Origin of the sequence: Citreimonas sp., from assembly GCF_042096055.1 — a bacterium.
Lineage (GTDB): Bacteria > Pseudomonadota > Alphaproteobacteria > Rhodobacterales > Rhodobacteraceae > Citreimonas.
On the sequence record NZ_JBELMH010000004.1, the window covers coordinates 32,473 to 57,173 of the forward strand.

General features: G+C 68.8%; 21 protein-coding genes. 7 read left to right on the plus strand and 14 right to left on the minus strand.

Features of this window, described 5'->3' with window-relative positions; translation table 11 throughout:
• Positions 1 to 15: 15 nt before the first annotated feature.
• The 11 genes from dctP to ACFDTC_RS02180 form a co-directional block, all read right to left on the minus strand.
• On the minus strand, positions 16 to 1,101 hold the full coding sequence (gene dctP / locus ACFDTC_RS02130; RefSeq protein WP_375257216.1) for a TRAP transporter substrate-binding protein DctP: 1,086 nt from the start codon (positions 1,099 to 1,101) through the stop codon (positions 16 to 18).
• A 77-nt stretch (positions 1,102 to 1,178) separates the two neighbouring features.
• On the minus strand, positions 1,179 to 2,501 hold the full coding sequence (locus ACFDTC_RS02135; protein WP_375257217.1) for a TRAP transporter large permease subunit: 1,323 nt from the start codon (positions 2,499 to 2,501) through the stop codon (positions 1,179 to 1,181).
• Positions 2,498 to 2,992, minus strand: a complete 495-nt coding sequence (locus ACFDTC_RS02140) for a TRAP transporter small permease subunit (protein ID WP_375257218.1) — start codon at positions 2,990 to 2,992, stop codon at positions 2,498 to 2,500. Before ACFDTC_RS02140 ends, ACFDTC_RS02135 begins: the two co-directional genes overlap by 4 nt.
• 293 nt (positions 2,993 to 3,285) lie before the next feature.
• Complete coding sequence (locus ACFDTC_RS02145; protein WP_375257219.1) at positions 3,286 to 4,854, minus strand: flotillin family protein; 1,569 nt, start codon at positions 4,852 to 4,854, stop codon at positions 3,286 to 3,288.
• A gap of 25 nt (positions 4,855 to 4,879) precedes the next feature.
• Complete coding sequence (locus ACFDTC_RS02150; protein ID WP_375257220.1) at positions 4,880 to 6,355, minus strand: aldehyde dehydrogenase family protein; 1,476 nt, start codon at positions 6,353 to 6,355, stop codon at positions 4,880 to 4,882.
• 17 nt (positions 6,356 to 6,372) lie between these two features.
• Positions 6,373 to 7,569, minus strand: coding sequence for an ATP-binding cassette domain-containing protein (locus ACFDTC_RS02155; protein WP_375257221.1), 1,197 nt, complete (start codon positions 7,567 to 7,569; stop codon positions 6,373 to 6,375).
• Positions 7,562 to 8,326, minus strand: coding sequence for an ABC transporter ATP-binding protein (locus ACFDTC_RS02160; RefSeq protein WP_375257222.1), 765 nt, complete (start codon positions 8,324 to 8,326; stop codon positions 7,562 to 7,564). The genes ACFDTC_RS02155 and ACFDTC_RS02160 overlap by 8 nt, the downstream gene beginning before the upstream one ends.
• The gene (locus ACFDTC_RS02165; protein ID WP_375257223.1) at positions 8,323 to 9,276 is read right to left on the minus strand and encodes a branched-chain amino acid ABC transporter permease; all 954 of its coding nucleotides are present in this window, start codon (positions 9,274 to 9,276) and stop codon (positions 8,323 to 8,325) included. The genes ACFDTC_RS02160 and ACFDTC_RS02165 overlap by 4 nt, the downstream gene beginning before the upstream one ends.
• A complete protein-coding gene (locus tag ACFDTC_RS02170; RefSeq protein ID WP_375257224.1) occupies positions 9,273 to 10,136 on the minus strand; it encodes a branched-chain amino acid ABC transporter permease in 864 nt (287 codons plus the stop codon). Before ACFDTC_RS02170 ends, ACFDTC_RS02165 begins: the two co-directional genes overlap by 4 nt.
• A gap of 61 nt (positions 10,137 to 10,197) precedes the next feature.
• Positions 10,198 to 11,397: an amino acid ABC transporter substrate-binding protein gene (locus ACFDTC_RS02175; RefSeq protein ID WP_375257225.1), complete on the minus strand. Its 1,200-nt coding sequence runs from the start codon at positions 11,395 to 11,397 to the stop codon at positions 10,198 to 10,200.
• Between the two features lie 35 nt (positions 11,398 to 11,432).
• Complete coding sequence (locus ACFDTC_RS02180) at positions 11,433 to 12,878, minus strand: aldehyde dehydrogenase family protein (RefSeq protein ID WP_375257226.1); 1,446 nt, start codon at positions 12,876 to 12,878, stop codon at positions 11,433 to 11,435.
• 131 nt (positions 12,879 to 13,009) lie between these two features.
• Here ACFDTC_RS02180 and ACFDTC_RS02185 point away from each other — a divergent pair, with 131 nt between their 5' ends.
• Positions 13,010 to 13,915, plus strand: a complete 906-nt coding sequence (locus ACFDTC_RS02185; protein ID WP_375257227.1) for a helix-turn-helix domain-containing protein — start codon at positions 13,010 to 13,012, stop codon at positions 13,913 to 13,915.
• Positions 13,916 to 14,012: 97 nt separating this feature from the next.
• Positions 14,013 to 14,543, plus strand: a complete 531-nt coding sequence (locus ACFDTC_RS02190; RefSeq protein WP_375257228.1) for a peroxiredoxin — start codon at positions 14,013 to 14,015, stop codon at positions 14,541 to 14,543.
• A gap of 29 nt (positions 14,544 to 14,572) precedes the next feature.
• On the opposite strand, the gene ACFDTC_RS02195 is transcribed toward ACFDTC_RS02190, so the two are convergent.
• The 3 genes from ACFDTC_RS02195 to ACFDTC_RS02205 form a co-directional block, all read right to left on the minus strand.
• Complete coding sequence (locus ACFDTC_RS02195) at positions 14,573 to 16,240, minus strand: BCCT family transporter (protein ID WP_375257229.1); 1,668 nt, start codon at positions 16,238 to 16,240, stop codon at positions 14,573 to 14,575.
• Between the two features lie 201 nt (positions 16,241 to 16,441).
• Entirely contained in the window at positions 16,442 to 18,868 is a 2,427-nt protein-coding gene (locus ACFDTC_RS02200) for a putative bifunctional diguanylate cyclase/phosphodiesterase (RefSeq protein WP_375257230.1), read from the minus strand.
• Entirely contained in the window at positions 18,861 to 19,568 is a 708-nt protein-coding gene (locus ACFDTC_RS02205) for a substrate-binding periplasmic protein (RefSeq protein ID WP_375257231.1), read from the minus strand. Before ACFDTC_RS02205 ends, ACFDTC_RS02200 begins: the two co-directional genes overlap by 8 nt.
• 462 nt (positions 19,569 to 20,030) lie before the next feature.
• On the opposite strand from ACFDTC_RS02205, the gene ACFDTC_RS02210 reads away from it, so the two are divergent.
• The 5 genes from ACFDTC_RS02210 to ACFDTC_RS02230 all read left to right on the plus strand — a co-directional run bounded on the left by ACFDTC_RS02210 (position 20,031) and on the right by ACFDTC_RS02230 (position 24,352).
• The gene (locus ACFDTC_RS02210; protein WP_375257232.1) at positions 20,031 to 21,020 is read left to right on the plus strand and encodes an ABC transporter substrate-binding protein; all 990 of its coding nucleotides are present in this window, start codon (positions 20,031 to 20,033) and stop codon (positions 21,018 to 21,020) included.
• Between the two features lie 103 nt (positions 21,021 to 21,123).
• On the plus strand, positions 21,124 to 21,870 hold the full coding sequence (locus ACFDTC_RS02215; protein WP_375257233.1) for a class II aldolase/adducin family protein: 747 nt from the start codon (positions 21,124 to 21,126) through the stop codon (positions 21,868 to 21,870).
• 10 nt (positions 21,871 to 21,880) lie between these two features.
• Positions 21,881 to 22,564 carry a class II aldolase/adducin family protein gene (locus ACFDTC_RS02220; RefSeq protein ID WP_375257234.1) on the plus strand — a complete coding sequence of 228 codons (684 nt, stop codon included), beginning with the start codon at positions 21,881 to 21,883 and terminating at the stop codon, positions 22,562 to 22,564.
• The gene (locus ACFDTC_RS02225) at positions 22,561 to 23,412 is read left to right on the plus strand and encodes a shikimate dehydrogenase (RefSeq protein WP_375257235.1); all 852 of its coding nucleotides are present in this window, start codon (positions 22,561 to 22,563) and stop codon (positions 23,410 to 23,412) included. The genes ACFDTC_RS02220 and ACFDTC_RS02225 overlap by 4 nt, the downstream gene beginning before the upstream one ends.
• 28 nt (positions 23,413 to 23,440) lie before the next feature.
• A complete protein-coding gene (locus tag ACFDTC_RS02230) occupies positions 23,441 to 24,352 on the plus strand; it encodes an EamA family transporter (protein WP_375257236.1) in 912 nt (303 codons plus the stop codon).
• Positions 24,353 to 24,701 lie beyond the last annotated feature (349 nt).

Here is a 24,701-nt window from a genome sequence, read left to right on the forward strand (position 1 = left end):
GCTAGACGGTGACGATCAGCCGGCGCATTCGCGCAGGGCTTCGACATCCGGGCCGTTCGGCGTGCGGCCGAGGTTGTAGGGCGCCGACGCATCGCGCCACTTGGCGTAGTCGTTCAGGTACTCGACCATGCTCAGGTAGACCTTGGCCGAGTTCGGGTTCTCGCACGCGGTCTCGACGATCACCTCGTTGGCCATCTGCTGGATCTGCTCGAGGGTCTCGTCGTCGTAGCGGTTGATCTCGACCTCTTCCTGGAACTTCGCGTAGGCCTCGGTCGCGCGCTTCTCGGTGAAGGCGAGCGACCACAGTAGCGTGGCCTCGGCCGCGATCTCCAGCTTGCGCTGGGTCTCTTCGGACAGCGCGTCCCAGGCCTGCTGGTTGATCATCACGCCGAAAATCGACGCCGACTGGTGCCAGCCCGGCGTCGCCCAGTAATCGGTGACCTGCTGGAAGCCCGCCGACCAGTCGACGTTCGGGGTCGAGAACTCGGCCCCGTCGATCACGCCGCGCTCGAGCGACTGGTAGATCTCACCCCCGGCCATCGAGACCTGGTTGCCGCCGAGACGCTCGAGAAGCCGGCCCTGCTCGAGGCCCGACAGGCGCAGGCGCTTGCCCTGCAGGTCGTCGAGGTTGCGGATCGGGTCGGACGTGCGGAAGCCGGATTCGTTGTTGGTCACGCCGTAGGGCAGGTAGACCATGCCGAACTGGCCGTAGATCTCGTCGTAGAGCTCGGCGCCGCCCCATTGCTGGATCCAGTTGACGTAGTCGACGGCGTTGAACAGCGCCGGGGTCGTGGCCAGCGGCGAGAACGCCGAGTCCCGGCCCGCCCAGTAGCCCGGCCAGTCCGCGCCAGCCTGGATCGTGCCGGATTCCACCGCTCCGAAGACCTCGCCGGCGGGGACCAGCGCGCCGCCTTCGAAGAACTCGATCTGCAGCTCGTCGCCGGTCAGCGCGTTGGCCAGCTCGACGAAGTGGCGGTCCGTCTCGATCAGCTCGAGCGAGGACGGCCACGTGGACGTCATGGTCCAGCTTTCCTGCGCCACGGCGGGCAGGGCCGTCGCGGCGGCAAGGGCCGTGCCCAGTGCAAGTGCCTTGGTCGTCATCTTCAGTCTCCTCCTTGAAGAACAGTCTTGGGTCTAACGGCGTCCCGACCCGTTGTGCCGGAACGCCCGGGGCCGCCTCAGCCGTAAAGCGTGGACGGCAACCATGTCACCAGTTGCGGGAACAGCGCCACCAGCACGCACATCAGGACGATGATCGCGATGAACGGCAGCACGCCCCGGATGATGTGGCCTGTCCTGACGGATTTGGGCGCGATCGACCTGAGGTAGAACAGCGCGTATCCGAAAGGTGGCGTCAGGAACGAGGTCTGCAGCACCACCGCCATCAGGACCACGAACCACAGCAGGCTGACGCCCTCCATCTCCTGCACGATGGGCAGGAAGATGGGGAAGGACAGCAGCACGATCCCCGTCCAGTCGAGGAACGCGCCCAGGATGAACACGATGACCATCATCATGGTCAGCAGCATCCAGGGCTCCATGTCGAGCGAGCGGATGATCTCCTGCGTGGCGCGCAGGCCGCCGGTGATGTTGAACACGCCGGTGAAGGCGGTCGCGCCCAGGACGATGAACAGGATCATCGCCGAGGTGCGGCCGGTCTCGAGCATCGCGCCGTAGAAGGTCGCCCATGTGAAGCGGCGGCGCAGGATCACGATGACCAGCGCCAGCGCCGCGCCGATGGCCGATGCCTCGGTCGCGGTCGCGATGCCCGCCAGAAGCGAGCCGAGGATACCGAAGATCAGCACCAGCGGCGGCACCGCCTCGAAGGCCAGCATGCGCAGCAGCGGGCCGCGGCCGATCTTCTCGTCCGGCTCGACCGAGGGGGCGAGGTCGGGGCGCAGGACCGAGATCACGTAGACGTAGAGCGCATAGGCGAGGCCCAGCAGCACGCCCGGGATCATCGAGCCGGCGAACAACTCGCCCACCGACAACGGCGAGTAGCTGGCCATCAGGATCAGCATGATCGACGGCGGGATCAGGATGCCTAGGCACCCCGATGCGGCGATCACGCCCGTGGTCAGCGTCGGCGCGTAGCCGTATTGCAGCATCGGGCGCAGCGCCATCACGCCCATCACGGTGATCGACGCGCCGATGATGCCAGTCGTGGCCGCCAGCAGGATCGAGATGAACACCACCGCCAGAGCCAGACCGCCGCGCACGCGGCTGAGCAGCAGGCGCAGCGCCTCGAACATGCGGTCGGTGACGCCGGAATCCGACAGGAACCGCGCCATCAGCACGAAGAGCGGGATCGCGATCAGCGTGTAGTTGTCCAGCACGTCGCCGAAGACGCGGTTGATGACGATGCCCAGCACCATGGTCTTGCCGGCCAGGATCGCGCCCAGCACGGCGGTCCCGCCCAGCACGAAGGCCAGCGGGTGGCCCATGAACAGGCCCAGCAGCAGCAGGCCGAACATCGAAAGGGCTAGGGGTTCGGGGCTCATGCCTGCTCCTCGCGGCGATTGAGAATGATCTTGAGCACTTCTGAAATGCCCTGCAGCAGCAACAGCCCGGCCGCGACGCACATCGCCATCTTCAGCGGGTAGACCGGCATCTGGATGGCGCCGTATGTCGTCTCGCCCTGGTTCCAGGACGTGATGGCGAAGTCCCACGACCGGGTCAGGAAGACCCAGGCGAAGGGAAAGAAGAAGATGACGTAGCCGGCGATCTCGACCAGCTTCAGCGTTTTCGGGCCCAGCCGTTCGGTCACCAGGTCGACGCTGACATGCGCGCGGTGGCGCAGGGCGTAGCCGCCCAGCATGATGAAGTAGAACCCGTAGAGCTGCTTCGAGACGTCGAAGGCCCAGCGGGTGGGTTCGTTGAACGCGTAGCGCAGCACGACGTCGTAGATGATGATCGCCGCGAAGACGACCGCCACGACCGAGACGATTCTGCCTACGATCTCGTTCAATCCGTCGATGGCGCGGATGATCATGCGATTCCTCCCGAAAAACGCAGTCCAGCCCGACCTGGCGGCGCGAACCGGCCGGCGTGCTGCGTGCACCTTGTCTCGCTTGCGGCGGGAGTTCAACCGGCTTCGGTATGCCGTTGTATTCAGTGGGAAATCCGGAGGAGACTGCTTTCTACCCTCCGCGGCGCCTTCCAGGGCAAGCGTCTATCGGCTTGTGGCCGCACCTACGGGCAACAGGCCGTTGCGGCGAAGTCCGCGCTGGCCGGCCGTCTTGGCGTCCGAAAAGGTACCGCGCCCGCAGGCGCGGTACCGTCGCGTCAGCTTCCCGCCTTGCCGTCCTTCGGCTTGGTCTCGAGCGCGGATTCGAGGTCGATGCCGATGGTCTCGCCCAACCGCTTCATCGCCGGCAGGCTGACCGCCATCTCGAGGATCGAATCCACCGTCTGGTTGATCGGCGAAACCGGGCCGGCAGCATTGTTGCCGCCGCCGCCCAGGCCGGTCACGTGGTTGATGTTGATGCCGCGGATCTTCTCGGCGGGCTTCACCATCTCGGCGATGATCTTCGGCATGGCCTCCAGCCGCGCCTTTTCCAGTTCCAGCGACACCGTCTCGGCCGACCGGCCGTTCTCGGCCGCGATGCGGGCGGCGACGCCCTTGGCGTCGGCCTCGGCGCGGACGCGGTGCGTCTCGGCCTCCTGCCGGCCGATCTCGCCCTTGGCCGCCGCGGCGACCTTGTCGGCCTCGGAGGTGATGCGCACCCGCGCGGCGTTGGCCTCGGCCTCCTGCTCGGCGGCCATCAGCGCCAGCTTGCGACGGCGTTCAGCCTCGGCCAGCTGCTGCAGGGTCTTGAGGTTCTCCTCGGCCTCGACGACCGCCTCGCGCGCCTTCTTGGCGGCGGCCTCGGCTTCACTGCCCTCGCGGCTTTTGGCGGCAGACACGATGGCGCGGTCCTGCTCGGCCAGATCCAGCGCGCGGTTCTGCGCGATCTCGGCCTCGCGGATCGCCTGTTCGCGGGCGATCGATGCGGATTGCACGTCCTGCTCCATCCGGATGCGGGCATGCGCGGCCTCGCGTTCGGCCTGGGCCTTGTGGCGCGCGACCTCGGTCAGCTGCGCGGCCAGCAGCATCTCGATCTCCTGCGTCTGCGCGATCTCGGCGCGGCGCTGCTCCAGCTCGATCTCGAGCTTGCGGCGGTTGGCCTCGACCTCGGCCTCGCGCACGGCGACGGCGCTGTCGCCCTCGATCCGGGCACGGGTCTTCTTGCTGTCGGCGATGATCTCGGCCAAGCGTCGCATGCCGACGGCGTTGAAGGCGTTGTTCTCGTCCAGCGCCGAAAACGGCGTCTGGTCGAGATCGGTCAGCGACACGCTGTCCAGCTGCAGCCCGTAGCGCGCCATCGTGTCCTTCAGCGCACCGTGCACCTCGGCGGCGAAGGCACCGCGGTTCTCGTGCAGCTCGTCCATGGTCATGCGGGCGGCCACCGCGCGCAACGCGTCGACCATCATCCCGTCGACCAGCGACTTCAGCTGGTCCGCGTGGAAGGTCCGGTTGCCCAGCGTCTGCGCCGCCCGCGCGATCGGATCGGCCTCGGGGATGACGCTGGCGTAGAACTCGGCGCCCACGTCGACGCGCATCCGGTCCTTGGTGATCAGCGACGCCTCGCCGGTGCGGTGCACCTCCATGCGGATCGTCTGCATGTTCACCCGGCTGACCTGGTGGAAGTAGGGGATGGCCAGCGTGCCGCCCTCGATCACCACCTTGCGCCCGCCGATGCCGGTCCGCACCAGCGAGACCTCGTTGGTGGCGCGCTCGAAAAACCACGCGGCGAGCACGACCAGCGCGGCCGCGACGACGATCAGCAGGATGATCCAGGCTGTGACGGTCATTGTCTTTCCTCCCTAGGGGCGATCATCAGAAAGCGGGCGGGAAGTGACGCCCGCCCCGGTCCAGCGTGATCCAGCGCAGTTCGGTGAACGCATCCAGCGACCAGCGCCCGCCGTAGCGGCCCACGCCGCTGGCCTTCATGCCGCCGAAGGGCACGTGCGGCTCGTCGTTGATGTTCTGGCAGTTGACGTGCGCGATCCCGGTCTCGAGGTGCTGCGCCATCGCCAGCGCGCGCGCCTCGTTGCGCGAGAAGACCGCCGAGGTCAGGCCGTATTCCGTGTCGTTGTTGAGCGCGATCGCCTCGTCGTCGGTGCGGAAGGGGCTGACGATCACCACCGGGCCGAAGGTCTCGTCGTGCCAGATGTCCATGCTGGTATCGACGTTCGTCAGCACCGTGGGCTCGACGAAGTTGTCCCAGGCGTTGCCGCCCAGCTCGACCCGGGCGCCCTTGGCCACCGCGTCGTCGATCAGCGCCTTGACGCGCCGCGCCTGACGCGTGTTGACCAGCGGGCCGATGACGTTGTCCTTGTCGTTCGTGTGCCCGGTCTTCAGCCGTGCCGCCCGGGCGAGGAAGCGGGACATGAAGTCGTCGTAGACCTTGTCCTGCACCAGGATCTTCTCGGTCGACATGCAGACCTGGCCCTGGTGCATGAAACTGCCGAAGTTCGCGGCCTTGGCGGCGTGGTCCAGATCCGCGTCGTCCAGCACGATCAGGCTGTCCTTGCCGCCCAGCTCGACGCAGGCTTTCTTCAGGTGCGCGCCCGCCTTGGCGGCGATGTGCCGGCCCACGGCGGTCGAGCCGGTGAACGAGATCGCCTTGACGCGCGGGTTCTCGATCATCTCGTCGCCGACCTCGGAAACGCTCTCGCGCGAGCAGGTGACGACGTTGAAGACGCCCTTGGGAATGCCGGCCTCTTCGAGGATCTCGGCGAAATACAGCCCGCCCGCGTAGGGCGTGTCCTCGGAGGGCTTCAGCACCACCGTATTGCCGGCGGCCAGCGCGGCGGCGAAGCCGCGCGCGGTCAGGATGCCGGGCATGTTCCACGGGCTGATCACGCTGACCACGCCCAGCGGCACGCGCACCGCGGTCATGAACTTGCCGTGCTCGGACGGCAGCACCTCGCCGATGTTCTGGTAGCAAAGGGCCGCGGCCGAGCGGAACACCTCGGCCACGTAGCCGGCCTCGAACATCCCCTTGCCGAACCAGCCCCCACCCTCGGTGACCGCGGCGGCGACGAAGCGGTCCTTGTTGCGCTCCCACGTCTCGGCGATCTTCAGCAGCGCGTGGGCGCGATGGTGGAACGGCTGTTGCGACCACGCGGGGAACGCCGCCTGCGCGGCATCCACGGCGCGCTTCACGTCCTGTCGCGTGCCGTCGGGAATGCGCGCGTAAAGGCTGTTGTCCGAGGGGTTCAGGTCCTCGAACGTCGCGGCGGCGGGCACCCATTCGCCCGCGATGTACATGCCCTTGATGACGGGGCCGGATTGGGCGGTATCGAGCATTTGTCTGGCTCCTTCGGTCAGTTGCGGCGGGAAGGCCGCCACGCCTCGGCGCGGGCGGCGGCTTCCTCGATCTCAGTAAGGATTTGGGACAGCCGGTCGCGACTGTCGGTGTCGAGGCGGGGCATCGCGCCGCGCGGTGGTGCGGCCTGTTCAGAGCGCGTTACCGGCTTCGGCGCGGCGTCGGCGCGTCCGGATCGGGTGGCTGCGCGGGATGTATCCGACGCTCGGGCGACCAGATCGCCAATAGCGATGCCATGAACGTCGGCAGAGGCCGGCGCGGCGCGCTGCACGCTTGGTTGCAGGACGGGGCGCTTCGGCTGCGACGGTGCCGGGTTTTCCCTGGCCGCCTGTTGCGGCTTGTCTTGCGGCTTTTCCGGGGTCCGCGGGGCAGGGCGCGTCGCGGGCTTCAGGCTCGCCATCGCCGCGGCGGCGATGTCCGACGGCGCGGGGCCGGCCGTCGGCCGCGGTGCGGAGGTTGCCGGCGTCGGCACCGCGCCCGACTTGCCCTTGCCGCCGAGGTAGGCTGCCTGCACCGCCGGGTCGCTCGCCAGGCTCTTGGCCGAAGCCCCGTGCACGATCTGCCCGTTCTCCAGCAGATAGCCGCGATCCGCGACCGCAAGGCTCGCCTTGGCGTTCTGCTCGACCAGCAGGATGCCGATCCCGGCTTCTCGCACGGTCTTGAGGCTGGCGAAAAGGTCCTTAGACAGCAGCGGCGACAGGCCAAGGCTCGGTTCGTCCAGCATCAGGATCTCGGGCGAGGACATCATCGCGCGGCCGATCGCGACCATCTGCTGCTCGCCCCCGGACATGGTGCGCACCTGCTGTCGCCGTCGTTCGTCCAGTCGTGGAAACAGCGACATCACGCGGTCGAGGTTCGCCTCCTGGTCGTCCTGCGCGCGGGTCGCGTAGGCGCCCAGCAGCAGGTTCTCGATGACGTCCAACTCGCCGAAGACGCCGCGCCCCTCGGGCACCAGCGCCACGCCCGCCTCGACGATGCGATGCGCGGGAAGGCCCGTCAGCGTCTCGCCGCCCAGGGTGACCGAGCCCGTGACGCGGCCCTCGCTGATGCCGCTGATCGCCTTCAGCAGCGTCGACTTGCCCGCGCCGTTCGCGCCCAGGATCACCACGATCTCGCCCTTGGCGACCTGCAGCGCGGCGTTCTCCAGCGCGCGGTGCTTGCCGTAGGTGACGGATACGTCGCGCAATTCAAGCATCGTCGTCCCCAAGGTAGGCGCGGATGACCTCGCGGTCGGACAGCACGGCGTCGGGCGTGCCTTCCGCGATCTTGGTGCCCTGCGCCATCACCACGCAGGTGTCGCAGAGCGACCGGATCGCATCCATGACGTGCTCGACCAGCACGATGGTGCGCCCCTCGTCGCGCAGGCTGCGGATCAGCGCCACGCCTTCCTCGAGCTCGGTGGGGTTCAACCCGGCCAGCCATTCGTCCAGCAGCAGCACGCGCGGCTCGCCAGCCAGCGCGCGGGCCAGTTCCACGCGCTTGGTGTCGATGTAGGTCAGCTGCCCGACGCCCAGATGAAGCTTGCGTCCCATGCCGACGCGTTCGAGCATGCGGCGGGCCTGCGTCTCGGCGCTGCGGCCCCACTTGCGGCGATGGCCGAAGACCGCGCCGGCCATGACGTTCTCCAGCACGCTCATCGACGGCAGCAGGCGCACCAGCTGGAAGGTCCGCGACACGCCCAGCCGCGCGATCGCCTGCGGCGGCAGCCGGGTGATGTCGCGGTCGCGCAGCACGATCTCGCCTTCGCTGGCGGGCAGCGCGCCCGAGATCAGGTTCAGCGTCGTCGACTTGCCCGACCCGTTGGGTCCGATCAGGCCCAGCACCTGGTTCTCGTGCACGTCGAAATCGAGGCCGTTGACCGCGACGAGACCGCCGAACCGCTTGGTCGCACCACGCAGGGACAGGACGGTATCGTGCCTGTTCGTGCGCACTTCCATATCGTGCATGCTCATGCGCCCGCCTCCGCCCGCGCTGCCGCACCGCTTCCGCGATGGCGCAGGTCGTGGAACAGCCCGACGAAGCCGCGCGGCAGCAGGTAGACGATCAGCAGGAAGCACAGGCCCAGCAGCAGCGTCGTCTGGTTCGGGAAACTGCTCGAGATCGCCTCCCACAGGAAGGTGAAGGGGATGACGCCCACCAGCGGTCCCCAAAGCCGCCCGGTGCCGCCCAGCAGCGCCATGATGACCACCTGGAAGGACAGCATCGGGCTGAAGGCGACGGCGGGTTCGATATAGACGTAGCGGGGGGCGAGGATCGCGCCGGTCATCGCCGCGGCGGCCCCGGGGATCATGAACAGCATGACCTTGGCCAGCGCCGTGTTGATGCCGGAATGGCGCGCCACGTCCTCGTCGTCGCCGATGATCCGCAGCGCGAAGCCCAGCCGCGACCGCCCGATCAGCCAGCCGGCCAGCCACACCAGCGCGGCGAGGCCCAGAAGCTGCCAGTAGATCTGCGCCTCGGTGATCTGGGTCAGCACGTAGATGCCCTTCTGGCCGGCCACGTTCTGCACCCAGGTCAACACCTGGCGCACGAACTCGGCCAGGCCCAGCGTGAAGATGACGAAATACACCCCCGAAAGCCGCAGCGTGGCGAGCCCCACCAAGGCCGCGCCCACGGCGCCGATCAGGCCGGCGACCGCCAGGATCGTCCAGTAGGGCAGCGTCTCGATCAGCAGGCCGGTCGTGTAGGTGCCGACGCCGTAGAACGCGGCCGTCGCCAGCGAGATGTAGTGCGTCGGCCCCGAGAAGATCGCCCAGGACGTGGCCAGCACGGTGAACATCGCGATGGTGACGCCAATCGCGAGGTAATACGATGTCGCGATCCACGGCAGCGTCGCGGCGGCGGCGATGGCCAGCACCGCCCAGGCAAGGCGCGTCATCTCGGTGCGCGGCGACAGGGTCATGCCTTCCTCCCGAACAGGCCCTGCGGGCGGAACAGCAGGATCAGCACGAACAGCAGGTAGGCCGCCGCCAGCGTCAGGCCGGGATCGACATAGGCCGCCACGAAGGTCTCGAGCAGGCCCAGAAGCAGCGCCGCGACGATCGTGCCGCGCAGGTCGCCGACGCCGCCCATGATGACGATCACCAGCGCCTTGAGCGTGAACAGCACGCCCGTCGAGGCGTCGAGCGTCAGGTACGTGGACAGCAGCGCGCCACCCATCGCGGTGATCGTGCCCCCCAGCGCGAAGGCCAGCGCCGACATCCGCGGCACGTCGATGCCCACCAGCCGCGCGCTCTTGGGATCAACCGCGATGGCGCGCACGGCCCGGCCCGGGCGGGTGCGTTCGAGCCAAAGGTACAGCAGCCCGCCGATCACCACCGCACCCAGGAACGCAACGATGCGGTTCAGCCCGTAGGATTCGCCCAGGATCCGCACCGGGCGCGCGAGGTAGGAGTAGCTGAAGTAGTCGCCGCCGAAGAAGGCCAGCATCAGGCCCACGCCCACGAAGGAGAGCCCGAACGTCACCAGGATCGAGTCGACCTCGAGCTGGCCCTGGCTTTTCGCGCGGCGCACCAGCGGCAGCAGCATGAAACGGTAGATCAGCCAGTTCAGCGCGAAGGCCAGCGGTGCCACGACGAACAGTGTCAGCAGCGGGCTGACCTGCCCGGCGGTGTACAGCCAGAACGCGACGAAGGCGCCCACGACCAGAACCTCGCCGTTGGCCAGGTTCATGATCCGCGCCATGCCGTATTGCAGGTTCAGCCCCATGGCGATCAGCGCGTAGGTGCCGCCCAGCACGAGCCCGGTTATCACGATGTCCATGCCGTCTCCGTCGGTCGTGCAGCGCCCGGGAACCGTGCGGCCCCCGGGCAGGGTTCAGGCCTCAGTTCGAGCCGCGGGCCCGCACTTCGGCAGCGCCTTCGCGCCCGGTCGAGGCGACGCCCTGGAACAACCCGTCCTGCCACTGGCCGACGGTCCAGAAGGCGGCGTTGTTGTTGTTCTCGTCGAACTCCAGCGTGCCGATCACGGTGTCGAAGCTATTGTCCTTGATGTGCTGGATGATCGCCTCGTTATCCATCGTGCCCACCGCCTCGATCGCCTGTTCCAGCGCCTGGAAGCTGGAATAGACCATGGCCGAGGCCCAGAAGTCGGGCTTCTCGCCGGTGACTTCCTCGTGCCGCTTGGCGTATTCCTGGAAGGCCGCGCCGTCGGCATCCACGCCGCCGATGCCCAGCACGCCCTCGACGCTTTCGCCGAAGCGGCCGTAATAGGACGGGAAAGCGGTCGCCACGGCGGTGAAGAACGCGCCGGGGTTCAGCCCCTCGATCTGCGCCTGCTCGGTCAGGCCGAACGTGTCGGGCGGGTAGGACCAGGCAACGAAGGCGTCAGGGTCCGAGCCCGCCGCGCCCTTGATGACGGTCGACAGGTCCTGCGTGCCCAGCGGGTACGAGGTGTCGTAGACGATCTCGAAGCCCGCCGCCTCAAGAGCGGGGCGCGCGTTCTGCGACAGCTCGATCCCGAAGGCGTCGGCCACGTTGACCATCGCGATCCGGTTGCCGATGTCGCCGCGCTCGCGCAGGTCGCTCAGCACCTGGGCCACGCCCTCGGTGATCGGCTTGGCGCCGCCCAGCGAGATGAAGACGTTGGGGAACTGCTCGACCAGCGCCTCGGTGTCGTCGACCGTCGCCGTCGATGTGATCATCGGATAGCCGAAGCGGTTGAAGATCGGCGCCGCGGCCAGGTTGAGCCCGGTCGAGTAGGGCGGCAGGATGATGTCGGCCTCGTCCTGCGTCGCCAGGCGCTGCACGGCCTTGATCGTCTCGCCGGGGTTTGTCTGGTCGTCGTACTCGATCAGCTCCAGCATGTGCTGCGTGCCGTCGACCATCAGGCCGCCGCGGCCGTTCACGTCCTCGATCCACAGCCGCACGTTGGGCCAGTAGCTGACCGCAGCGCCGCCGGCCAGCGGACCGGTCTTGGGCGCGACCGCGCCCACGGTCAGCGTGGGGGTGTCGTTCTCGGCGAGGGCGGTGCTGGCCAGCAGCGTCGCGGCAAGGCCGATGGCTCCGAAAGTCCTGCGTTTCATGGGGGGTCCTCCTCTGTTGATGGCGCGTTGCGCGCCTAGTTGGCCGCCGTCGCGCGCGGCTGGGTGACGAAACTGGTTTCGGTGAACTCGGCCACGACGCTGTCGCCGCCGAAGCGGCCGTAGCCCGAAGCCTTCAGCCCGCCGAAGGGCAGCGCGGGGTCGTCGTAGACGGTCGAGCCGTTGACATGCACGATGCCCGCCTCGATCCGGTAGGCGACCTGCCGGGCGGCGGCGATGTCGCGCGACCACACCGCCGCGGCTAGGGCGAAGTCGCTGTCGTTGGCGACGCTGATCGCCTCGTCGGCATCGGCGACGCGGATGATCCCCAGCGCGGGCCCGAAGGTCTCCTCGGCGTAGATCCGCATGCCGAAGGTGACGTGGTCGAGCACGGTGGGCTGCATCAGCCGGTTGAAGGATTCGCCCCCCGTGACCAGCGTCGCGCCCTTGCGCACGGCGTCCTCGATCAGGCCCTTCACGCGCAAGGCCGCATCGGCGGTGATCAGTTGCCCGGCCGCGCCCGGCGGCGCGGCGAGATCGGGCAGGCGCAGCGCCTCGGCCTCGGCCCGCAGGGCGGCGACGAACGGCTCGGCGATCGCGTCCTCGACGATCACGCGGCCGGTCGACATGCAGATCTGGCCCTGGTTGAAGAACGCGCCCTGTGCCACGACCCGTGCCGCGGCCGCGATGTCGGCACCCGCAAGCACGACCACCGGCGCCTTGCCGCTGAGTTCCAGCAGGCAACGCTTGAGGTGCCGCGCCGCGATCAGCGCCACCTCGCGCCCGACGCGGGTCGAGCCGGTGAAGTTCACGCGCCGCACGGCCGGATGCGCGATCAGCGCCTCGACCACCGCGTGGGCGTCGTCGGGCGCGTTGACTACGTAGTTGATCGCCCCCTCGGGCAGGCCGGCATCCAGCAGCGCCTGGGCGACCATCTCGTGGGTGCGCGGGCACAGCTCGGAGCCCTTGAGCACCACGGTGTTGCCCAAGGCCAGCGGCGCCGCGACCGCCCGCACCGCCAGGGTCACCGGCGCGTTCCACGGCGCGATGCCCAGCACCACGCCCACCGGCCGCGTCACGCGCGTGTAGGCAACGCCGGGGTTGCCGGCGGTGTAGGGCGCCGACCCGATCCGGTCGGTCAGCGTCGCGCAATGGCGCAGCGTGTCCGAGGCGACGGCGATGTTGAAGTGGGTCCAATCGGCGGTCGCGCCCACCTCGCGGTGGGCCACCTCGACGAACGCCGACTTGCGCGCCTCCAGCAGGTCGGCCGCGCGCAGCAGCACCCGCGCCCGCTCGGCCGGATCGGTCGCCGCCCATGCAGGATGCGCCGCAGCCGCCGCGCCCGCGGCGTCCGCGGCCACGGCCTCGGTGCAGGCCGCGGCGCGCGTGATCACCTCGGACGTCAACGGGTCGGTCCGGTCGAACGTCGCGCCTGGCGCACGTGCGGGATCGCTCCCGCCGATGATGGCGTGGGCTTCGAACATGATCCTCCCAAATCCTGCTCGACCGGATGTCTCCCCCCGGGCCAGGGAAGGATGAGTTGCATTCCGCGCGTCGTAAATGTCATTCTGCCGCGCATAATTGTCATTTTCTGGCATTCGCGCGAAAGTCACCGATGCACGACACGGCCCGCTCGCCCGCGCAGACCGAAACGCCCCTGCGCGCCGAGCCGCTGCGCGCGGGACTGCAGCCGCTGGTCTTCGGCCGGTCGGGCCTGCTCGGCTCGCATAACTTCCGCGCATTGCTGCTGAGCGCGGGCACCGCATCGCTGCAGATCGACGAGACGGTGGAGCGTTTGCAGGCGCCGTGCCTGCTCTGGACGCCGTGGAACACGCAGGCCCGGCTGGTCGTCGCCCCGGGCAGTCGCGGGCATCACCTGGTGCTGGGCGCATCGCTGCTGTCGGTGGCGCTGCGGCATTCGCCCCACGCAGCTGAGCTCGGCTACATGGCCGAGCGGCGCTACCTGGTGACACTCGACCCGGCCGACGGCGACGCGGCGACCCTGCAGGCCTGTTTCGAGGGGCTTGCCGTCGAGACGCGGCAGGACCGGCCCATGTCGTCCAGCCTGGTCGAGGCGCATCTTTCGATCCTGCTGGTGACGCTCTACCGCGCGCTCAAGGCCGGGCCCTACGGGCTGCAATCGGGATTCGCGTCCTCCAGCCTCGGCAGCCGCTTCATCGCGCTGATCGAGGCGCATCTGGGCGAGCGCTGGTCCGTGGCGGCCTTTTGCGCCGCGCTGGGCGTCGGCCGCGACCGGCTGCACGCCACCTGCCTGCGCGATTTCGGCCGCCCGCCGGGCCTGATGATCCGCCAGCGCACGATGCTCGAGGCGCGGCGCCTGCTCGAGCAATCCACGTTGTCGGTGGACCAGATCGCCCAGCGGCTGGGCTTCGGCAGCGGACCGCAGTTCAACCACTTCTTCAAGGGGATCGAGGGCGTGCCCCCCGGTGCATGGCGCCGGCAGGTGCGATCGAGCGACCGCACACGGCCGCCGCCCGTGGACCTGTCCGCCTGGCCGTGACCCAACCGACGGCGGCGTAAGGGCAGGGCGGCTGGCGAGGCACGGCAAAAACCGTTACCGTCCCGGCAATCTTCGCGAACAGAGAGCAGGTCCGACCGTGAACCCACAGACCGTCCCCGCCGTCACTTTCCACACCCGCGTGCGCAACCCCGAAGTGCCGGGCGACAACCCGTTCGAATGGCGCGACGTCTCATCGGACGACATTTTCGCCGGCAAGCGCGTCGTCGTCTTCGGCCTGCCCGGCGCGTTCACCCCGGCCTGCAGCGACAGCCACCTGCCGGGATACGAGCGGCTGCACGACGACTTCATCGCCGAGGGCATCGATCAGGTCGTCTGCACCGCCGTCAACGACGCCTTCGTGATGTTCCAGTGGGCCAAGGCGCTGGGGGTCGAAAAGGTGACGATGCTGCCCGACGGCAACGGCGTCTTCGCGCGCCGCATGGGCATGTTGGTCGACCGCTCGAACCAGGGGATGGGGATGCGCAGCTGGCGTTACTCGATGCTGGTCGAGGATCGCGAGATCACCCAGATCTTCGCCGAGCCCGACATCTGCGAGATCCCGTCGAGCATCCCCATGAATCGCTCGGCGGCCGAGGTGATGCTGGAGCATATCCGCGGCGGCGCCTGACGCGGTCGCGCCGGCGCCGCCGCCCTGTTTCATTCGGCAGGGTCGGGGGCCGCCGTCCGTCCCGGCGGCGCCGTCTCGGGCGAGTCGCCGTAGAGCGTGCCGGGCAGTTCCGACGGCATGGCGTGGTCGGCCTCGTCGTCGTTGCGGAAGCGCTGGTTGTGCCGGTAGACCATCAGCGGGTCCCAGCTGAGCGCCTTGAACAGGCCGATGACGATCAGCAGGATGACGATGGCAAACGGGAAACCCGCGACCACGGCCGCCGCCTGCAGCGCCGACAACCCGCCGGCCAGCAGCAGCACGGACGCAACCGCGCCCTCGGAGATCGCCCAGAAGATCCGCTGCACCTTCGGGGGATCGGGATCCCCGCCCGCTGTCAGCATGTCGATCACGAACGAGCCCGAGTCCGACGACGTCACGAACCACAGCACGATCAGGATGATCGCGAAACCGGACATCAACTCGGACGCGGGGAAGTAGTCGAGCAGCGCGAACATGGCGTTGCCGTAGGATTCCCGCGTCGCCTCGATCAGCGTCGGGTCGCCCGACAGCGAGATCGACAGCGCCGTGCCGCCGAAGGCCGAGAACCAGAAGAACATGATCGATGCGGGGATCAGCATGACGCCCAGCAGGAATTCGCGGATTGTGCGGCCACGGCTGATGCGGGCGACGAAGACGCCGACGAAGGGTGCCCAGCTGACCCACCACGCCCAGTAGAAGATGGTCCAGCTGTCCTGCCAGGTGCCACCGTCGGTCCAGGCCTCGGCCCAGGTGCCCCAGGACACGAGGTCGCTGACGTAGGCGCCGTAGGACTGGACGAAGGTGTCGAAGATGAACAGCGTCGGCCCGACCGCCAGGATGAAGGCCAGAAAGACGATGCTCAGCAGGATGTTGATGTTCGACAGCCGCTTGATCCCGGCGTCGAGGCCCGCGACCACCGACAGGGTGGCCAGCGCCGTGATCCCGGCGATGACGACGATCTGGACGAACGCGCTTTGCGGCACGCCGAAGACCTGGCCCAGGCCCGAGTTGATCTGCATCGCGCCCAGACCAAGCGAGGTCACGATGCCGAACATCGTGCCGAAGACGGCGAGGATGTCGACCACGTCGCCCCAGAAGCCGAAGATCCGGTCGCCGAGGATCGGGTAGAGCGCCGAGCGCACCGTCAGCGGCAGCCCCTTGCGGAAGTGGAAATACGCGAGACTCAGCGCCACGACCGCATAGATCGCCCAGGCGTGGAAGCCCCAGTGCAGGAAGGACAGCGTCATCGCCTGCTTGGCGGCGGCCTCGGTCTCGGCGTCGCCCACGGGGGGGGCGAAGAAGTGATAAAGCGGCTCGGCCGCGCCCCAGTAGATCAGCCCGATGCCGATCCCCGCCGAGAACAGCATCGCCGTCCAAGAGAACAGATCATAGGCCGGCGCCTCGGTCATGCGGCCCAGCCGGATGTCGCCGAAGCGGCCGAAGGTCAGGTACAGCACCGCGATCAGCAGCACGTTGACCAGCAGGATCATCGCCCAACCCAGCGTGCTGACCAGCCAGGTCTGCGCGCCCGAGAAGATCGTGTTGGCCGTGTCGCTGAACAGCGCGCCGAAGATGATGAAGCCGACGATCAGGATCGCCGAAACCGAGAAGACGCGCCGGTTCACCCGCGGGAAGAACAGCAGCGGTCGCTGGCTCATTCGGTGGTCGTTGTTGTCCATGTCGTTGTCCCGTCCCTGTCATTCGGCGGCGGAACGCGGATCCTTTGCCCGCACCCCGCTGGCCGGTTCCCGACACGCGATGCGGTCGCGCCGCGCGCGTCGCATCGTCCGCCGGGTCGGCCGCGCCGGATTGGAGGCATGAACCAACAAGAAGAACGATAGGTTCCCGAAAACCTTCTTCGCCAGTCGCGGGGTTCGGGCCTAGATCGCCAGGCTTGACGTCCGGTGCCGTTCGATCCAGCGCAGGAACGCGTCCTCGGGCATCGGCCGGGCCAAGTGATAGCCCTGCAGCACGTCGCAGCCCAGCGCCTTGAGCGCGTGCGCCTGCTCCAGCGTCTCGACCCCCTCGGCCGTCAACCCGATGCCGAGCGCGCGGCCCATGTCGGCCAGCGCCTTGACCAGCGGCGCGCGGCCCGTCCCGGTCTCCTGCGCGATGCGGGTGATGCTGCGGTCGAGCTTGATGCGGTCCGGCCGGATCGCGGAAAGCGCCGAGACCGAGGCGCGGCCGCTGCCGAAATCGTCGATCTCGATCTCGATCCCGCGGTCGCGCAGCTGCTGGAGCACCTGCGCCAGCTCTCCGCCGAACCGGTCGAAGTCGATCGTCTCGAGCAGCTCGAAGGCGACATGGCAGGGCCAGTCGCCCTGCGCGTCGATGGTCGAGAGCAGGTCCTCGGCGAACAGCCGCTCGAGGCTGACATTGACCGACAGGCGCGGGATGTCGTGCCCCAGCCCGCGGATCCGCCGCACCATGGCCATCGCCTCGGCGAAGACGTGCGCGTCGATCTTCGCCAGAAGGTCGGATTCGGCGGCGACGGGCAGGAAGTCGCAGGGGGTCGTCTCGCCCAGCACCGGATCGTGCCAGCGCACCAGCGCCTCGACGCCGTGCAGGGCCCGGCTTCGGGCACAGATCTGCGGCTGCAGCCACACCTGAAGCCGGCCCTCGGCCAGCGCCTCGGTCAGGTTGTCGGCGATCACCTTGCGCTTTTCCGCGGCGACGCGCAGCGCGCTGTTGAAGAATGCGTGGCGCCCGCGGCCGCGCCGCTTGGCATCGTAGAGCGCGATGTCCGCGTCCTCCTGGATCTGGCACAGCGCGCCGGCCCGGGCCAGCGCGATGCCGACGCTGGCGCCCGAGCGCAGGACCATCGCGCCGTTGCGCGTCGGCTGCGCGCAGGCCTCGATGATCGCGGCGCCCAGCCGCGTCGCGCGGTCGACGCAATCCGGCCCGTCCAGCACGATCGAGAATTCGTCGCCGCCGATGCGGGCGATGAAGTCGCGCGGTTCGGTCAGCATGCGCAGCCGTTTCGCGATTTCGACCAGCAGGAAGTCGCCCGCCGCGTGGCCGAAGGCGTCGTTGATCGACTTGAACCGGTCGAGGTCGATGTGAAGGAAGCAGACGTCGCCGTCGCCCTCGAGCGTCTGGCCCAGCTTGCGCAGGTGCCGCTCGAGCGACCGGCGGTTGCCCAGGCCGGTTAGCGCGTCGTGCCGGGCCTCGTAGGCGCTTTGGCGCAGCGCCGCCTCGGTCGCCTCGCGCGCCTCGATCAGGCTGCGCTCGCGGCGCACGTCCTCGGTCACGTCGACGCTGACGCCGATGGCGCGCAGGGCGGTTCCGTCGGCGGCGCGGATGATGCGGGCGCGGGAATCCAGCACCCGTTCGGCGCCGGTATCGGTCCGGATGCGGAAGCGGTTCACGAAGGTCTCGCCGGTGGCGCAGCTTTCGGCGAACCGCGCCTCGGTCAGGGCGACGTCGTCGGGGTGCACGCGCCGCAGCCAGCCCTCGTAGGTCTGCTCGAAGCCGCCCGGCGCGATCTCGTAGAGGTCCAGCATCGCGTCGTCCCAGGCGTTCCGGCCCGAGACGATGTCCATGTCCCAAATGCCGAGGCTGGCCGCCGAGGTCGCGAGCTTCACGCGTTCCACCGACAGGTCGAGCGCCTCGATCAGGCCGGTCTTCTCGGCCTCGCGCTGCCGCAGCGCGGTCGCGAGCGCGTCAATCTCGTCGCGCGGGGCGGCGTCGGACATGGTGCCGGCCGGCGCGTAGATCCGCGACAGCCGCTCGATCCGGCGCATCGTCGTCCGCATGAAATACCACGACAGGACGAGCGACAGCAGCAGGCTTTTGAGCAGCCCCGCCGCCAGTACGATCGCCGTCCGCTTCGAGAAGTCGGCGGCGGCGACGATCGGGTCGACCTGCACGGTGACCCGACCCACGGGCATGTCCAGTTCGTCGACGACCAGCGGGATCTCGGTGCTCACCGGCGTGCTGCCGAAGACCCGGCCGAGGTTCTGCAGCGCCCAGCGGTCGGCCGGTTGCGACACCGCGACCAGCGTGTCGCCGAAATCGTCGATGACCGAGGCGCCGATCACCGCCGGCTCTTGCACGATGGCGGTCAGCAGGTCGTGCGCCGCGATCCGGTCGAGCCGGAAGGCCGACCGCGTCAGGCTGTCCTGCAGCGGCTGGATCAGCTTCGCGCCCAGGGTGTCGATCCGCGCGCGTTCGACGCGCATGTCGGCGTAGATCTGCAGCGCGGTCAGCGCGCTGCCGATCGCAAGCGCGATGCCCGCCGCGGCCAGTGCCAGCTTGAGCGACAGGCGGCCGCGCGGAGCGGCAGTGGAGGCGGGGGCGTCAGCCATGATAGCGCGCCACGATCTCGTCGACGGCGCCCGCGGCCTGCAGGACCGCGATCGCGCCGGCGTAGTCCTCCATCAGGGCGGGCGAGACCGTGTGGCTCGCTGCCACGTAGACGTCGGCGATCGCCACCGGAATGCCCTGCACCAGCCGCTCGGGGTGGCCAAGATCCTCCCAGATCCAGCGCGCGGCCGAGCGGGTCAGCGCCCAGGCGTCGATCCGGCCCATGCGCAATTGCTGCGTGGTGATCAGCGGCGTGCTGGCGCGGACCAGGTTGTCGAAGCCCAGCCGCGACAGCATGACGTCCATCGCGGTGTCGGTCTCGACCCCGATGCGGTCCAGTTTGCGCGCCTCGTCCAGCGTGTCGATCGCTGGCCCGAGCGTATTGAACACGTTGTGCACCGTGTGGGTGCGCGCCACCCACGCGCAGGAGCGTTCGCGCGCCGGGCTGCGGAAATAGGCCGGCAGCAGGTGATCCTCGCGCCGCATGATCGTCTTCACCGCCCGCGCGAAGGGCACGAAGGTGATGTCGAGCGAGCGGCCCGACAGCGCCGCGGCGCGCTGCAAGATCTCGATCGACAGGCCGGGGCGGTCGGGGTCCTGCATCATGAGCGGCGGGTAATAGGCGGCCACCACCCTGTCCGGTAAATGCGCCGCCAGCGACGGCGCGGCGAGCGTCGCGCAGGCCAGCGCGCCCGTCAGCACGGCTCGCCTGCTGGGGGCGTACTCTGGCCCGTATGCGGGCCTGCGCGACGCTGGCCGCGCGTCGCGGCGCCGCCCTGCGGCGGTCGGGTCCGGCATGTTCGTTTCCAAGCGGTCTGGCCTGCGGACAAGAGTGTGTCCCCGTCCCGGGACCGTGCCGTTCACGGATGGCCTGAACGGCAATGGCCCTTCGAGAGCGCCGGCGGCGCATGCGGAGACTTCGCCGGCACGTTGGGCGGAATTCGTTTAGGAGTCCTTAACGGTCGCGCGACGGCCAAGGCGGACGCGACGTCCGCGCAAGATGTCGCCGGTTGTTCCGGTATACGGATCTTAGTTCTGAATAGCGGTGCGGATGCTTGCCGCGATGCGCGGCATAGCCTACGACTGGGCGTCGAACGTTTCCGGGTGGCGGCCCCGTGGTTCGACCGCGGATGTGGGCCGCCCCGGTTGAGGGGGAGAGAAGACGTGTCCACGCTGCCGCTGACCATCGCCACGACCGATTACGATCATTTCCGCGACATCCGCACTGGCGCCGTGCGCCCCGAGGGGGTCGACCTCAATTGGCTGCTGCTGGGCCACCACGAATGCTTTGCCCGGATGACCGCGAACCGCGAGTTCGACCTGTCCGAGATGTCCTTCGCCAAGTTCTCGACCCAGGTCACGCGCAAGGACAGCGATCTGATCGGGCTGCCGGTGATCTGCTCGCGGCTGTTCCGGTTCTCGTCGTTCTACGTCAACCGCAAGTCGGGCATCGAGAAGGTCGAGGACCTGTACGGCAAGACCGTCGGCAGCCCCGAATGGGCGCATTCGGCGGCTGTCTGGATCCGCGGCTGGATGCAGAACGACCTTGGCATGGACATGACCCGCATCCGATGGGTGCAGGCCGGCGCCAACGCGCCGGGCCGCGAGGAGAAGGTCGAGCTGAACCTGCCCGACGGGATTGAGATCGACCGCGTCAAGGACAAGTCGCTGTCCGAGATGCTGGCGAGCGGCGAGCTCGACTGCGCGATCATCGCCCGTCCGCCGACCTGCTTTCTCGAAGATCACCCGGACGTGGTGCGCCTGTTCCCGGATTTTGTCGGCATGGAGGAGCAGTACTTCGCCGACACGGGCATCTGGCCGATCATGCACATCGTCGCCATGAAAAAGTCGGTGCACGACGCACACCCCTGGGTGGCCCGCAATTTGTTCAACGCCTTCGACGAATCCAAGCGCCGCAGCGTCGAGCGGCTGCTCGACCCGGCGGTGTCGCGCTATCCGCTGGCCTGGCTGCCCACCTACGGGCGGCGCATGCAGGGCATCTTCGGCAAGGACCCGTTTCCATTCGGAGTCGAGCCCAACCGCAAGACGTGGGAGATGATGGGGCTCTACACCCACCAGCAGGGCATCGCGCACCGGCAGTTCACGCCCGAAGAGATCTTTCCCGACAGCGTCAACACGCGGGTCATCATCTGACGGCGCCGCGCTTGTTCCGGTATGCGGTATGCAGTTCCAATTGACGTGGCCGCGCCGCGCGTCGCGGGGCTAGGCTTCGGAAGGAGGAGACGAGGGAGGATCCATGAGCGCGCATCCGACATCCGGTGGAGCGGTCGAGGCCGGCGTGCTGGCCGACCTCGCGGCGGCCAGCCGCATCCTGGCAGCGCGCGGCGTCGTGGACGGCTTCGGTCATGTCTCGATGCGTCATCCGCACGCGCCCGACCGATACCTGATGGCCCGCGCGATCGCGCCCGCGCTGGTCACCCCGGACGACATCGTGGAATACGACCTCGACAGCACGCCCTGCGCCGCCGACGCGCCGAAGGGCTTTCTCGAACGGTTCATCCACGGCGAAATCCTGCGCGCCCGGCCCGACATCCATTCGGTCGTGCATTCGCATTCGCCCTCGGTGATCCCGTTCGGCCTGACGGACGTGAAGATGGGCGCGATGTTCCACAACGCCGCCTTCCTCGCGCAGGGCGTACCGGTCTTCGACATCTCCGAGCGCTTCGGCGAGACCGACATGCTGGTCTGCGACTGCGCCAAGGGCGTGGCGCTGGCGGAAAGCCTGGGCGACAAGGACATCGCCCTGATGCGCGCGCACGGCTCGGTCGCCTGCGGGCCCAACCTGCAGGTCGCGGTGTTCCGCGCCGTCTACACCGAGGTCAGCGCCCGCATCCAGCACTGGAGCCACGCGCTGGCCGGCGGCGGCCCCATCGCGGCGCTGAGCCCGGCCGAGGGCGCGCTGGCCGACGTGCCGAACCAGACCGCCGGGTTGCGCGCCTGGGACCTGTGGCGGTCCGAGATCCGCGAGCAGACCGGCTGGTGACGGAGGAGACATGAGCGAGACCGAGGACAAGAAGGCGCGGCTGGCCCTGGCCCTGCGCATGCTCGAACGGGCCGGGATAGTCGATCACAACGGCCATGCCAGCATCCGCCTGGGCGACGACCGGATGCTGATCAACATCGGCGCGCGGCCGCGCTGCCGGCTGACCGCGGCCGACATCTGCACGATCGACTTAGATGGCGCGGTGATCGAGGGCGACGGCAAGCCGCCGCTCGAGTTCCACCTGCACGCCGGCATCTACCGCGCGCGCCCCGACGTCGGCGCCGTGGTGCACGCGCATCCGCGCTGGTCGACCTACCTCACAATGACGGGCCACGACTACGCCCCGGTCTACGCACAGGGCGTGCTGGTCTACCCGATGCCCGTGCTCGACACGCCGGACTCGATCAACTCGCCCGAGATGGCGGCGCGGATGGCGGACGTGCTGGGCAACCGGCCGGCCGCGCTGATGAAGGCGCACGGCTCGGTCGCCGTGGGCACCGACATCACCGAGGCTTTCGTGCTGGCCACCTATATCGAGGAAAGCGCCGAGCGGCAGGTGCGCGCGATGCAGATCGGCACGCCGTACCGGTTTTCGGAAGACGAGATTGCCGCCTGCACGCAGAAGCTGCGCTCGCCCGCGCTGTTCGCCAAGACCTGGGATCATTTCCAGGCCAAGCTGGAGGACGGATCATGAGCGCGCAGGACCGCCCCCGTCTGGCCGCCGTCATGGGCTGGCCGGTGATGCATTCCCGCTCGCCCCTGATGCACGGTTACTGGATGGAGCGGCTGGGCCTGACCGGCGGCTACGTCCCCCTCGCGATCGAGCCGGGTGCGCTGGCGCCGGCGCTGAAGGCGCTGCATCCGCTGGGCTTCGCCGGCTGCAACCTCACGATCCCGCATAAGCAGGACGCGCTGGCCATCGTCGACGAGATCGACGAGGTCGCGCGGCGCATTGGCGCCATCAGCTGCGTCGTGGTCCGGCCGGACGGCACGCTGTTCGGCACGAACAACGATTGGCTGGGCTTCCTCGGCAACCTGTACGAGGCGCAGCCGGACTGGCGCGCCGACGCTGGGCCGGTCACCGTGATCGGCGGCGGCGGCGGCGCGCGCGCGATCGTGCACGCGATGCTGTCCGAGGGCGTGCCCGAACTGCGGCTGGTCAACCGCACGCAGGCGCGCGCGCAGCAGATCGCAGACACGTTCGGCGGCCCGGTCACTGTCCTGCCGTGGGAGGACCGGCACGACGCACTGGACGGCGTGACGCTCGCGATCAACACCACGAGCCAGGGCATGGTCGGGATGGAGCCGCTCGACCTGCGGCTCGACGCGCTGCCCGCGGACGCCATCGCAGCCGACATCATCTACACCCCGCTCGAGACGCCGTTCCTGGCGGCGGCGAACGCCCGCGGCAACGCCACAGTCAACGGGTTGGGCATGCTGCTGCACCAGGGGCCGCCCGCGTGGAAGCTGTGGTTCGGCCTGACCCCCGAGGTCACGCCCGAGCTGCGCGCGCGGCTGGAACGCAGCATCCTGGGGCGGTGAGCGGGGCCGCGACCCGCCAGGGCCGACGATGAGCCCCGAGACCTTCGGCCAGATCCTCGCCGTCTGCTCGGCCGTCAGCTTCGCACTGGCCAACGTCTTCATCTCGCGCACCACCCGGTCGGGCGGCGACAAGGGGGTGATGTTCTCGGTCCTGGTCACGATGGCCTTTTCGGGCGCGCTGTGGCTGCTGCTCGAGGCCGGGGGCGGCGGGCTGTCCGACGCGCCGGATTTCTGGCGTGGCTTCGGCTGGTTCGTCTTCGCCGGCGTGTCGGCCATGGTCTTCGGCCGCAGCCTGGTCTTCGAATCGCTGCGCCGGCTGGGCGTCACCCGCGCGACGGCGGTCAAGCGCCTGAACCCGTTCTTTTCGGTGGCGCTGGCCGCGGTCTTCCTGTCCGAGGCGATCACACCGCGCGGCGCCGCGGGGATGGCCGCCATCGCCATCGCCTTCGCCGTGCTGATCCATCAGAGCTTTCGCGACCGCGGCAAGCTCAACGTGCAATCGCCGGCGCCGTCGTCCTATCTGTTCGGGTTGGGCGGCGCGATGGCCTACGCGGTGGCCTACGTGGCTCGCGCGGCCGGGCTCGACCACATGCCGGCGCCCGCGTTCGGCACCTTCGTCAGCGCCGTGTCGGGCTTCGTGGTCTTCGCTGGCATCGCTGTCGTCTCGACCCGTTACCGCGGCTATTTCGCGAACATTTTCAGCAGCCTGGACCGCTGGATCGTGCTGGGCGCGATCATGGTTTCGGGCGGGCAGATCCTGCTGTTCGCAGCCCTTGCCTACGAAAGCGTGTCCACCGTGGTGATGATCGCCTCGGTCGAGATCTTCTTCTCGATCATCCTGTCGGTGCTCGTCTTTCGGAGCGAATCCGCGCCGCGCTGGCCGGTCCTGGCCGCCGCCGCGCTGGCGATGGTCGGCGTCGTGCTGGTGGCGACGGGATGAGCGGGCGTGCCGTTAGCGCAGTCACTCAAAGCGTTCCGCTATGCGGATAGGCGTCCCATTGACTGGGATGGCGGAGTATGCAGAGTTGGTAGGAGAAAACGGAACGCGCGGAGGGGAGGCCACGCGACGTGCTCGTCGGGAACAGCGAAACGGGCTTTCGGCCCTTGACGAGGAATCGTCGGCCAGCGGCCCGGCAGAGGCTTTCGCCCGGGCCGCGACACGCCGATCGGCACACCGGTTTCGAACGCGGGGCGGTGCCCCGTATCCGCCGGGCGGCGGCACCGTCGCCCACGGCTTTGTCGGTATCGAGGGTTTCGGTTTTTCGGTGGTCGGGCCAGGCGCCCGCCGC